At 64.3% G+C, this 11,888-nt stretch carries 10 protein-coding genes; 7 read left to right on the plus strand and 3 right to left on the minus strand.

The window, feature by feature from the left end; all coding sequences use genetic code 11:
• Window positions 1–53 precede the first annotated feature (53 nt).
• Window positions 54–1,226 (plus strand): acyl-CoA dehydrogenase family protein, encoded by a 1,173-nt coding sequence (locus tag YUO_RS0132510; RefSeq protein WP_028350984.1) that lies wholly within the window; start codon window positions 54–56, stop codon window positions 1,224–1,226.
• A 160-nt stretch (window positions 1,227–1,386) separates the two neighbouring features.
• On the plus strand, window positions 1,387–1,854 hold the full coding sequence (locus tag YUO_RS0132520) for a DUF1801 domain-containing protein (protein ID WP_156908862.1): 468 nt from the start codon (window positions 1,387–1,389) through the stop codon (window positions 1,852–1,854).
• A 180-nt stretch (window positions 1,855–2,034) separates the two neighbouring features.
• On the opposite strand, the gene YUO_RS42420 is transcribed toward YUO_RS0132520, so the two are convergent.
• On the minus strand, window positions 2,035–3,846 hold the full coding sequence (locus YUO_RS42420) for a putative bifunctional diguanylate cyclase/phosphodiesterase (protein WP_235782907.1): 1,812 nt from the start codon (window positions 3,844–3,846) through the stop codon (window positions 2,035–2,037).
• A gap of 588 nt (window positions 3,847–4,434) precedes the next feature.
• Here YUO_RS42420 and mepA point away from each other — a divergent pair.
• The 5 genes from mepA to modC all read left to right on the plus strand — a co-directional run bounded on the left by mepA (window position 4,435) and on the right by modC (window position 8,282).
• Entirely contained in the window at window positions 4,435–5,415 is a 981-nt protein-coding gene (mepA, locus tag YUO_RS0132530) for a penicillin-insensitive murein endopeptidase (RefSeq protein ID WP_028350986.1), read from the plus strand.
• Window positions 5,412–5,936 carry a Spy/CpxP family protein refolding chaperone gene (locus YUO_RS42425; protein ID WP_051379750.1) on the plus strand — a complete coding sequence of 175 codons (525 nt, stop codon included), beginning with the start codon at window positions 5,412–5,414 and terminating at the stop codon, window positions 5,934–5,936. Before mepA ends, YUO_RS42425 begins: the two co-directional genes overlap by 4 nt.
• A 202-nt stretch (window positions 5,937–6,138) precedes the next feature.
• Window positions 6,139–6,924: a molybdate ABC transporter substrate-binding protein gene (gene modA, locus YUO_RS0132540; RefSeq protein WP_028350987.1), complete on the plus strand. Its 786-nt coding sequence runs from the start codon at window positions 6,139–6,141 to the stop codon at window positions 6,922–6,924.
• On the plus strand, window positions 6,924–7,619 hold the full coding sequence (gene modB, locus YUO_RS0132545; protein WP_028350988.1) for a molybdate ABC transporter permease subunit: 696 nt from the start codon (window positions 6,924–6,926) through the stop codon (window positions 7,617–7,619). Before modA ends, modB begins: the two co-directional genes overlap by 1 nt.
• Before the next feature lie 3 nt (window positions 7,620–7,622).
• A complete protein-coding gene (gene modC, locus YUO_RS0132550) occupies window positions 7,623–8,282 on the plus strand; it encodes a molybdenum ABC transporter ATP-binding protein (protein WP_028350989.1) in 660 nt (219 codons plus the stop codon).
• Between the two features lie 205 nt (window positions 8,283–8,487).
• On the opposite strand, the gene ilvD is transcribed toward modC, so the two are convergent.
• Entirely contained in the window at window positions 8,488–10,332 is a 1,845-nt protein-coding gene (ilvD, locus tag YUO_RS0132555) for a dihydroxy-acid dehydratase (RefSeq protein ID WP_028350990.1), read from the minus strand.
• A 273-nt stretch (window positions 10,333–10,605) separates the two neighbouring features.
• On the minus strand, window positions 10,606–11,799 hold the full coding sequence (locus tag YUO_RS0132560) for a CaiB/BaiF CoA transferase family protein (RefSeq protein ID WP_028350991.1): 1,194 nt from the start codon (window positions 11,797–11,799) through the stop codon (window positions 10,606–10,608).
• Between the last annotated feature and the right edge of the window lie 89 nt (window positions 11,800–11,888).

Genomic DNA, 11,888 nt, shown 5'->3' on the forward strand with positions numbered 1-11,888 from the left:
GCTGATGGGTCACCATCGCGAGTACGCAAGAACAAAAGAATGCGAGGAAACGCATGAACAGGCAGCCTAGCATCGACCTCGTGGAACGCGCGCGGGCGCTGGCGCCATTGATCATGCGCGAGGCCGACGAGACCGAGCGGACCCGCCGCCTGACTTCAGTGGTGACACAGGCGCTGATCGAGAACGGGCTTTACCGCGCGCTGCTGCCGAAGAGTTTTGGCGGCGCCGAGGTGCCGCTTGAAACGTTCATGCAGATGCAGGAGGAAGTCGCCAAGGCGGATGCCTCGACCGCATGGTGCCTCGGCCAGTGCAGCGTCTGCGCCATGACCGCGGCCTATCTCGATCCCGATGCTGCCAACGAGATCTTCAACGTCGCACCCGGGATTCTGGCCTGGGGCGCGATCAACCACGAGGTGCAGGCGGTTCCCGGCGGCTACACGGCCAGCGCGCGCTGGGATTTTGCCTCCGGCTCGCGGCAGGCAAGCTGGCTCGGCGCCCATGTCCGGGTCGTCGAAGCCGACGGCACGCCGCGGCGCAAGCCGGACGGTTCGCCGGAGATTCGCACCATACTGTTTCCGGTAACCAGCGCCACGATGCACGACGTCTGGGACGTAATCGGCCTGCGCGGCACCGGCACCGATTCCTATTCGGTCGACAATCTGTTCATCCCGGAAAAGCTCGCGGCGCTGCGCGACGATCCGGCGGCGCTGCGCGAGAACGGGCCGCTGTACAAGCTCTCTACCAACATGGTTTTCGGCATGGGCTTTGCGGCGACCTCGCTCGGCGTCGCCCGCGCCACGCTCGATGCGGCGATCGAGCTTGCCCGGGGCAAGACACCGCAAGCGTCAAAGGCGATGCGCGACAATAACGCCGTGCAGGGGCTGATCGGGCGCACCGAGGCACAACTGCGCGCTACCCGCGCCTATCTCTATGCCACTGCAGCGGATGTATGGCATGAACTGTCGCAAGGCGCTGTTATCACCGAAGCCCATCGCGTGGCGCTGCGCATCGCCTCGACATGGACGATCCATCAATCGGCCGCCGTGGTCGACACCGCCTATCACATGACGGGCGCAACGGCCGTGTTCAATGCCAACAAGTTCGAGCGCCGATTTCGCGACATGCACGCCATCGCGCAACAGATCCAGGGCCGTGACGCCCATTACGAGGATGCCGGCCGGGCGATCCTCGCGGGCAATCTCGACGCACCGCCGACGACGCGATGAAGCGGCTGGCGCGGCCGCCACGCAAGGGACTCGGCTCCGAACAGCGATCAGGCGCTCGCAAGACCGCGCGCGAGAGCTAGGCGCTTCGTTTTCACTTCCGCCGGCTTGCATCCTGCTTTAGGTTCTCCAATGGAAGCTGGCAGGATGCGCTGACATTGCAATGAAGAAGGCGGCACGGAAGCAAACTGCAAAGCGCATCGCCAAACGGCCACGCGCTGCCACCCGCGACACTGCGGTGGAAGCGGTCTTCGAAGCCTATCCCAGCCCGGTCAAAGCCAGGCTGCTGGCGCTGCGCCGGCTGATTTTTGACACCGCAAAGACCACCGAGGGCGTCGGCTCCCTGGAAGAGACGCTGAAATGGGGGCAGCCGAGCTATCTCACGACCGAGAGCAAGAGCGGCAGCACGGTCCGGATCGACCAGGTGAAGGCGGAAATCGGCCGCTACGCGGTCTATTTTCATTGCCAGACCGATCTGGTCGAGACCTTTCGCGAGCTCTATCCGGAACTGCGCTATGGCGGCAACCGCAGCATTCTGCTCGACGCCGGTGACAAACTCCCCGAGGCCGCGCTGCGCCACTGCGTGGCGCTGGCGCTGACGTATCATGCGAGGAAGCGGAAAGAGAGATGACCCTCATTCCGGGATGGCGCGCTAGTTCTACTGCGTCATTGCCCCTCATGGTGAGGAGCGCGAAGCGCGTCTCGAACCATGAGGCCCCATCTGTGGCCTACATCCTTCGAGACGCCCGCCCTGCGGGCTCCTCAGGATGAGGGGTTTGAGCTAGCACCAGACCCCGATGACGGCTGCGCCTCACGCCACCAGCGCCGCACCCGCTGGCGCGCTCCAGTTGCCTTGCGTCTTCAACAGACTGACAATCTCCGCATTGGGCCGTGCGCGGCTGAACAGGAATCCCTGCCCCTCGTGGCATCCCTCGTTGCGCAGGCAATTTACCTCGGCCTCGCTCTCGACGCCTTCCGCCGTGATCGTGACGCCGAGGCCCTTGCCGAGGCTGATGATCGAACGCACGATCGCCTGCGCGTCCGGATTGGCGGCGAGGTCGCGCACGAAGGACTGATCGATCTTGATCTTGTCGAATGGAAAGCTGCGCAGGTAACTCAGGCTGGAATAGCCGGTGCCGAAATCGTCCATCGAGATGCGAACGCCGAGCGCGCGCAGCGCATGCAGGGTCGCGAGCACCTCACTGCTCTTTTCCAATAGCAGCGTTTCGGTAATCTCAAGCTCCAGGCGCTTCGCCGGCAGGCCGGACTGCTCTAGTGTTTCCACGACCAGCGACAGCAAATTGCCGACACGGAACTGCAGCGGCGACAGATTGACCGCGACGCGAACGTCGTCGGGCCATTGCGCCGCATCCGTGCAGGCGCGGCGCAGCATCAAACCGCCGACGGCGTTGATCAGCCCGGTCTCCTCCGCAACGGGGATGAACTCGGCGGGCGAGATCATGCCGCGCTCGGGATGGGGCCAGCGCACCAGCGCTTCGAAGCCGGTGATGCGCCCGCTCGAAAGATCGACCAGCGGCTGGTAATAGGGCCGCAGCGCATCGGTGTGCACGGCCTCGCGCAGCTCGGTTTCGATCTTGCGGCGGGTCTGGGCGCGCGCATCCATCCCGGCCTCGAAGAACGAGAACGTGCCGCGGGAATCGTTCTTGGCGCGCGACAATGCGAGGTCGGCGTTCTTCAGCAGTTTCTCCGACTCATCGCCGTCGCCGGGCGACATCGCAATGCCGATGCTGGCACCGATCACGACCGAATGCCCGTCCAGAAGATAGGGATCGGCGATCGCATCCAATAGACGCCTCGCCATGAACACGGCATCCTCGGGTCGCGTTACCCCGCTCTGGATGACGGCGAATTCGTCGGAGTCGAGCCGGGCCAGCGCATCTTCCTCGCGCAGGATCGACCGCAATCGCTTGGCGACGCCGCGCAGCAGCTTGTCGCCGATGCCGTGGCCGAGCGTATCGTTGACCGCCTTGAAATGGTCGAGGCCGAGCACGAGCACCGCTACTTTCTCGGCGTTGCGGCGGCTGCGCAGCAGGATGTCGTCCATCTGCTGACGGAGCAAATTACGGTTCGGCAGCCCGGTCAGGCCGTCATGCTGGGCCATGAACGTCAGCCGCGCCTCGGCGCGCTTGCGTTCGGTGGTGTCCATCAGCGCAAGCAGGACCGCAGGCCGATCGCCGTAAACAAGCTGACGCGAATAGATCGCCAGATCGATCAGCGCGCCGTCGGCCCTGACATGCTTCCAGGCGTGGGCCGCGCGCTCGTCGCCGGCGTGTTCGCCCGCCCAGGGTGGCTCGACGTCGAAGGCCTGCAGGTTGCGGATCGTGAGCTTCTCGAATTCACTGCGGCTGTAACCGTAGTGCTGGATCGCAGCGTCGTTGACGGCGAGAATTCGTTCGTCACCCAGCGCGCAGACGATCATCGGAACCGGATTGCTGTCGAACAGCAGCCGGAACGAGGCCTCGCGCTGTTTCAACTCGGTGATGTCGACGCGTAGTCCTATGACGCCGCCATCCCTGGCCGCAGCGGGCTTTGCGGGCCGGCCAGGAAAACGGACAATCGACTGTTTCGGCTTCCTGGCAGCTTTTGGCTTCTTCTTCCGCATTACCACGCTCTACTCGCACTCTGCGTGCAAAGTTTTCAGATAAGTCTCTGAAAAAAAGTATCTATTGTCGCAGAAACTACTACCTCGCGCGCTCATGCGTAGCCTGACAAAATGGCACGCACACGCTTTGCGTGTACAAGCTCGGCGCGGACCGCCGATACGCGGGGACAAAATCGACGTGCGGCCACCAAGCAAAGCTGCTCGCGCGGCGAATGCACAAGGAATGCGCGAAACGCCGAACGTGCGCATAAATGTCAGCAACGACCGAGAGAGTTATCGCGCGGTTAATACGACCACGTGCAACCCTCGTTCAGCACAGCGAAGATGCCGCGGCTTGCGCTTCCGGTACCACGTCGTGATCAAGTCATCCGCTTACGTGCGCGAGGAATCGAGCGGTGAGCCGCGGTGATCAAGTCGGCCAACATCGAGTTGCAGTGAGGGCAGGCGTGAATTGCCCCCGATGCGGATGTTGCGCGGATTGTTGCGCTGGCGTGGGGGCCACGCAATTGTGCTAGCCGCGCCTCTCCCCTGTTGCCGATTTCATGCTACGTTTGCGCGAATTGAGTGATCACTGAACTCTCTGGTCCGATGAACCCTCGCCTGTTTCTGATCCCCCTCATAGCCTTGCTAGCCGCCGCCTATGCTGCAAGCGCATGGGCGCAGGACAGAGGCACGGTCAACCCGAAACCGTTGCCGCCGCTCGCCAATCCCAATGATCCCAGTATCGCCGCCAAGGAACTGTTCGGCCGCAAGGTGCTGCCGACGGCAATGCCGACGCGCGTGCACGGGTTCTATGCCCATGGCTGCATCGCGGGCGCGGAAGGGCTGCCGATCAACGGCGATACCTGGCAGGTGATGCGGCTGTCGCGCAATCGCTATTGGGGCCATCCCGACCTGGTCGCGCTGGTCAAGCGGCTGGCCGCAAGAGCGCGCCGGGACGCCGGCTGGCCCGGCATATTGGTCGGCGACATGTCGCAGCCGCGCGGCGGGCCGATGTTGACCGGGCATGCCAGCCATCAGGTGGGGTTAGATGCCGACATCTGGCTGACGCCGATGCCGAACCGGCAATTGTCGCGCAACGAGCGCGAGGAAATGTCGGCGGTGATGATGGTGCGCAACGACCGCCTCGACATCGATCCGCAGACCTGGACGCCGACGCATCTTGCCGTGATCCGCGCCGCGGCGCTGGAGCCCAGCGTGCAACGCATCTTCGTCAATGCCGCGATCAAGAAAGCGCTGTGCCGCGAGGCCAAGGGCGACCGCGGCTGGCTCCACAAGGTACGGCCGATGTACGGCCACGACTATCACTTCCACATCCGCATGAAATGCCCGCCCGGCGCCAGCGAATGCGAAAGCCAGCCCGAGCCGAACGAGGGCGAAGGCTGCCAGCCCGCCGACCTTGCCTACTGGTTCAGCGACGCGGTGCTGCATCCGAAACCGCCGAAAGTGCCGCCGAAGCCGAAGCCGCCGATGACGATGGCAGCGCTGCCGCCCGCCTGCAAGACGGTGCTGACCGCGCCGGATGCCAAACACGAAGTGTCAAGCAGACCCAGCGGAGAACAACGATGAAGATTTGGCCCCTGATTGCATCGATCGCATTCGTCACGAGCGTACACGCACAGACCCCTTATGCAGGAATGCAGACGCGCTCGATCAAGGCGCTCTCCGAGCAGCAGATTTCCGATCTTGGCGCCGGCCGCGGAATGGGCCTGGCGCTCGCGGCCGAACTGAACGGCTATCCGGGGCCGTTGCACGTTCTCGAGCTTGCCGACAAGCTCGAACTCTCCGCCGAGCAACGCGCCAGCATGCAGCGCCTGTTCGATTCCATGAAGGCCGAAGCGATGCCGTTGGGCGCCAAGCTGATCGAGCAGGAAGCCGAACTGGACAAGCAGTTTGCCACCCGCACCGTCACGCCCGAAAGCCTGAAGGCGTCCACCGCGGCCGTTGCCGCCACGCAAGGGATGCTGCGCGAGACCCATCTGAAATATCACTTGTCGACCGGCAGCATTTTGACCCCGTCGCAGATGACCAGATATGCGGAGTTGCGGGGTTACGGAAGTGGCGGGCACAAACGACACCATCACCATTGACAGCCCGGCTGCACCTTGCAAGCCGGTGCAGCCGCCTTTACCTCCTTTCCCATCCTGACTATTGTCAGGGCTGGCGATATCCCGATCGACCGCAAGTCTTTCGGGGAATACCGGAACGGCGCTTCCGATGGTCGCCTTACCCCAACCAACGCCTGTCTTGCGCGCGGCAAATCGCAGCTCGCAATCATGCATGGAGCGCCCGATGAATCGTCTTGCCGGCCTTGTCCTGGCCTTCGCCGTGTCACTGGCAGCCATCCTCTCGCCCGTCGCCGCGCAGGAAAAATCGCTGACCATCTTCGCCGCGGCCTCGATGAAGAATGCGCTCGACGAGATCGACGCCGCCTATGCCGCGAAGAGAGGCGTCAAGATCACCGTCAGCTATGCCGCCAGTTCTGCGCTCGCCCGACAGATCGAACAGGGCGGACCGGCCGATATATTCATCTCCGCCGATACCGACTGGATGGACTACGCGATCGGGAAGAAGACCATCAACGAACCGAGCCGGATCAATTTGCTCGGCAACAGCATCGTGCTGATCGCACCGAAGGATTCCAAAATCGACCAGGTGAACATCGGCCCCGGCTTCGATCTTGCAAAACTCGCCGGCGACGGCCGGATCGCCACCGGCGACGTGAAATCCGTGCCCGCCGGCAAATACGCCAAGGCAGCGCTGGAGAAACTCGGCGCATGGCAGGCGGCCGAGCCGAAATTTGCGATGGCCGTTGACGTTCGCGCCGCGCTGACGCTGGTGGCGCGCGGCGAGGCCGCGCTTGGCATCGTCTATTCCACCGACGCCAAGGCCGAGCCCGGGGTCAAAATCGTCGGCACCTTTCCGGCCGATTCCCATCCCGCGATCATCTATCCCGTCGCGGCGACGACGATCGCGAAGCCGGAAGCCTCAGACTATCTCGTCTTCCTACGCTCGATCGCGGCGAAGGGCATCTTTGAAAAACATGGCTTCAAATTCCTCGTCAGCCCGTCAACCTGATGTTCGAGATCTCGCCGGCCGAATGGACCGCCATCCTGCTGTCGCTGCGGGTGGCCATCATCGCAACGCTGGTGGCGACGCCGTTCGGCATCGCGTTGGCGTGGCTGCTGGCGCGGCGTGAGTTCTGGGGCAAATCGGTCCTCGACGCCCTGGTTCATTTACCGCTGGTGCTGCCACCGGTTGTCACCGGCTATTTGTTGCTGCTGACCTTCGGCCGCCGTGGCCTGGTCGGGGCGTGGCTCGCCGACAACCTTGGCATCGTGTTCGCGTTTCGCTGGACCGGCGCCGCGCTTGCCTGCGGCATCATGTCGTTTCCGCTGCTGGTACGGCCGATCCGGCTCTCGATCGAGGTGGTCGATCGTCGCCTCGAACAGGCGGCAGGCACGCTCGGCGCCGCACCTTGGCAGGTGTTTGCGACGGTAACCCTGCCGCTAGCGCTGCCGGGCGTGCTGGCCGGCATGGTGCTCGGTTTTGCCAAGGCCATCGGCGAGTTCGGCGCCACCATCACCTTCGTCTCCAACATTCCCGGCGAAACCCAAACCATTTCATCGGCGATCTACTCGCTGATCCAAACGCCGGACGGCGATGCCGCGGCCGGACGGCTGGTTGTCGTTTCCACTGTGATCGCGATGGGCGCGCTGATGGCGTCCGAATGGTTCGCGCGGCGCGCGACCAAACGCCTGCACGGGAATTGACCGATGCTGCGCGTTGACGTCACCAAGCAACTCGGCGAATTCTCGCTTGAGGCTTCCTTCGAAAGCCAGGGCCGCGTCACCGGCCTGTTCGGCGCATCCGGCGCCGGCAAGACCTCGCTGATCAACATGATCGCAGGGCTCTTGCGGCCCGATCGCGGCATCATCGCACTCGACGATGAGATGCTCGACGATACTTCCGCAGGCGTCCACGTGCCGCCGCACCGGCGCCGGATCGGCTACGTGTTTCAGGACGCCCGGCTGCTTCCGCATCTCGACGTGCGGCAAAACCTCGACTACGGCCGGCGCATGAACCGCCTCGCGGCGGATCCCGCGCAATTCACGCGCATCACCGACCTGCTCGATATCGGCCATCTGCTCGATCGCCGACCGGGAAAACTCTCCGGCGGCGAGCGCCAGCGCGTCGCGCTCGGCCGCGCGCTGTTATCGAAGCCGCGGCTGTTGCTGCTGGACGAGCCGCTGGGATCGCTCGACGAAGGCCGCAAGGAGGAAATCCTGCCCTATTTGGTGCGGCTGCGCGACGAAGGCATCCCCATGGTCTATGTCAGCCACGACGCGGCCGAGCTACGCCAGCTCGCAACCCAGATCGTGATGCTCAAGCGCGGCCGCGTCACCGCGCTCGGCGGCGTCAAGGTGCTGACGTAGGCAGCGTGAATTAAGTGCGGCCGCGACGGGACCGCCCCCTCTCCCGCTTGCGGGGGAGGGCCGGGGTGGGGGTGTCTCCACGAGTCGCACTGTTCGCGTGGCCAGTCACACTATTCGTGTGGAGAGAGCCCCCACCCGGATCGCATCTACGATGCGATCCGACCTCCCCCGCAAGCGGGAGAGGTAAGAAAGCCCGCGCAAGATTTCACTCCGGCACGATGCGCACCGCACCGCGGGCGGCGCTCGTGGTCAGCGCGGCATAGGCTTTCAGCGCCATCGACACGTTGCGGCTGCGCTTCTTGGCGGGCTTCCAAGCGTCCGCCCCGCGGGCCAGCATGGCTTCGCGGCGCTTCGCCAGCGTCGCGTCATCCACCGCCAGGCTGATCGAGCGCGCGGGGATGTCGATCTTGATCAGATCGCTGTCTTCCACGAGACCGATCAGGCCACCTTCAGCCGCTTCCGGCGAAATGTGTCCGATCGACAGGCCCGAGGAGCCGCCGGAGAACCGGCCATCGGTGATCAGCGCGCAGACTTTTCCAAGCCCTTTCGACTTCAAATAACTCGTCGGATACAGCATCTCCTGCATGCCGGGGCCGCCGCGGGGTCCTTCATAGCGGACCACGACGACGTCGCCGGCCTTGATCTTGCCGCCCAAAATACCTTCGACCGCGGCATCCTGGCTTTCAAAAATCCGCGCCGGTCCTTCGAACTTCAAAATGCTCTCGTCGACGCCTGCCGTCTTCACGATACAGCCGTCGAGCGCGAGGTTGCCCGAGAGCACCGCGAGGCCGCCATCCTTGGAGAAAGCGTGCGCGGCGTCGCGGATGCAGCCGGTGGCGCGGTCGGTATCGAGTTCCTCGAACCGGCGCTCCTGGCTGAACGCGACCTGGGTCGGCACATTGCCCGGCGCCGCCGTGAAGAACTTGCGGACGCTTTCGCTCTTGGTCTGCTTGATATCCCAGCGGCTCAGCGCGTCCTCCAGCGTCTTGGAGTGAACCATCGGCAGACCACGGTTGAGCAGCCCGGCGCGGTCGAGTTCGCCGAGGATGGCCATGATGCCGCCGGCGCGGTGCACATCTTCCAGATGCACGTCCGCCACCGACGGTGCGACCTTGCACAGCACCGGAACGCGCCGCGACAAGCGGTCGATGTCCTGCATCGTGAACGGCACCTTGCCCTCGTAAGCCGCCGCCAGCAGATGCAGCACCGTGTTGGTCGAGCCGCCCATGGCGATGTCGAGCGTCATCGCGTTCTCGAACGCCTTGAAGTTTGCAATCGTCCGCGGCAGTGCGGTTTCGTCCTCCTGCTCGTAATATCGCCGCGCCAGATCGACGATCAGGTGCCCGGCCTCGACGAACAAACCCTTGCGATCGGCATGCGTCGCCAGCACCGAGCCGTTACCCGGCAGCGCCAAGCCAAGCGCCTCGGTCAGGCAGTTCATGGAATTGGCGGTGAACATGCCCGAGCACGAACCACAGGTCGGGCACGCCGAGCGCTCGATCACCTCCACGTCGGCATCGCTGACATTGCTGTCGGCGGCTGCGACCATGGCATCGATCAGGTCGACCGCGCGGATCGTGCCCTTGAGGTTGACCTTGCCTGATTCCATCGGGCCGCCGGAGACGAACACCGTCGGGATGTTGATGCGCAGCGCCGCCATCAGCATGCCGGGCGTGATCTTGTCGCAGTTGGAGATACAGACCATCGCGTCGGCGCAATGCGCATTGACCATGTACTCGACGCTGTCGGCGATGATTTCGCGCGACGGCAGGCTGTAGAGCATGCCGTCATGGCCCATCGCGATGCCGTCATCGACCGCGATGGTGTTGAACTCCTTGGCGACGCCGCCCGCCTTCTCGATCTCGCGCGCGACGAGTTGGCCGAGGTCCTTCAGGTGCACGTGGCCGGGCACGAACTGGGTGAAGGAATTGACCACCGCAATGATCGGCTTGCCAAAGTCCTCGTTCTTCATGCCGGTGGCGCGCCAGAGGCCGCGGGCGCCCGCCATGTTGCGGCCGTGAGTCGTGGTTCGGGAGCGATAGGCGGGCATGATCTATCCTTTTGGAAGCGGGAAAGGCGTCTTTTAGACGGTAAGCCCGGCCGCTTAAAGCGGCTTGGTGCAGGGTCGCCATGCGCGGGCATGCTAAAAACGGGACAGGGACCAGCCGCCCTGCCCCGGCTACCGCTAGTTCTACTGCGTTCGCCGCTCAAACTCCTCATCCTGAGGAGCCCGCGGAGCGGGCGTCTCGAAGGATGTAGGCCACAGGCCGGGCCTCATGGTTCGAGACGCGCTTCGCGCTCCTCACCATGAGGGTCAGTAGAACTAGACGACCTCGCGCGCGCGCAGTTCCGCGATCGCCTTCGTGTCATAGCCGAGCGAAGCCAGCACCTCGTCGGTGTGGGCGCCGAGCGCGGGCGCCATGTGGTCGAGCCTTCCGCCGCCATGGGCGAGCTGAAAGCCGCTGCCGGCAAAGCGCAGGCGGCCATAGGGCGTATCGATCTCCTGAATGGCGCCGCGCGCGGCGATCTGCGGGTGGTTGATCACCTCCTCGATCTTCCAGATGCTGGCACAGGGCGCGCCTGCGGCTTCCAGGAGCTTTTCCCACTCGCGTGGGTCCTTCCTGGACAGCGCCTCCTCGATGATGGCCCGCAGCGCCGGCTCGTTTTCCTGACGGGCAAACCAGTCAGCAAAGCGGGAATCCTCAAGCGCATCGGCGCGGCCGAGCGCGGTCATCAAGGCGCGGTATTGCTTCTCGCTGTTGACGGCGAGCAGCAGATAGCCGTCGCCGGCCTTGAACAAATTGGCGGTCGGCCTTCGGCTCACGGCCTGATTGCCGGAAAGCTGCTGGCGGTGGCCGGCGACCGAATAGTCCGCGACCTGCCCGGACAGAAACGCCAGCGTCGCCTCCAGCATGGAGACGTCAACCAACTGGCCTTTGCCGGTATGGATGCGCTGGAACAGTGCGCTCGACACACCAAAGGCTGCGGTCGCTCCCGACAGCACGTCGCAAACCGCAAAGCCCGCCCGCGTCGGCCCGGTCTCAGGATGGCCGGTGATCGACATGATGCCTGATAGCGCCTGGATTTTGCCGTCATAGCCGGCGCCCAGCCGTTCCGGCCCGGTCTGGCCGAAGCCGGAAATGGCGCAATAGATCAGCCGCGGATTGATCTCAGACAGCGCGGCATAGCCGATGCCGAGCTTGTCCATCACGCCGGGGCGGAAATTCTCCATCACCACGTCGGCCTGGGCGGCGAGCTGCTTGACGATGGTGATCGCTTCCGGTCTCGAGAGATCGAGGGTGAGGCTGCGCTTGTTGCCGTTGATCGCCTGCCAGCCCGGCGCGAGCCCGCGTTCAGCCCATTCGCGGCTCAGCGGCGTGCGGCGCATATCCTCGCCCTCGCGCCGCTCCACCTTGATGACGTCGGCCCCGAGCAGCGCGAGCTGGTAACTCGCATAGGGGCCAGCCAGCACTTGCGTGAAGTCGAGAATCTTCACGCCTTCGAACGGTCGGGTCAAAGGGGTATCCTCCTGCGTTTTCTTCTTCCCTCTCCCCTTGTGGGAGAGGGTGGACGCGATGCGAAGCGTCGCGGACGGGTGAGGGGTCT

This window comes from Bradyrhizobium murdochi (assembly GCF_000472965.1).
Classification (GTDB): Bacteria; Pseudomonadota; Alphaproteobacteria; order Rhizobiales; family Xanthobacteraceae; genus Bradyrhizobium; species Bradyrhizobium murdochi.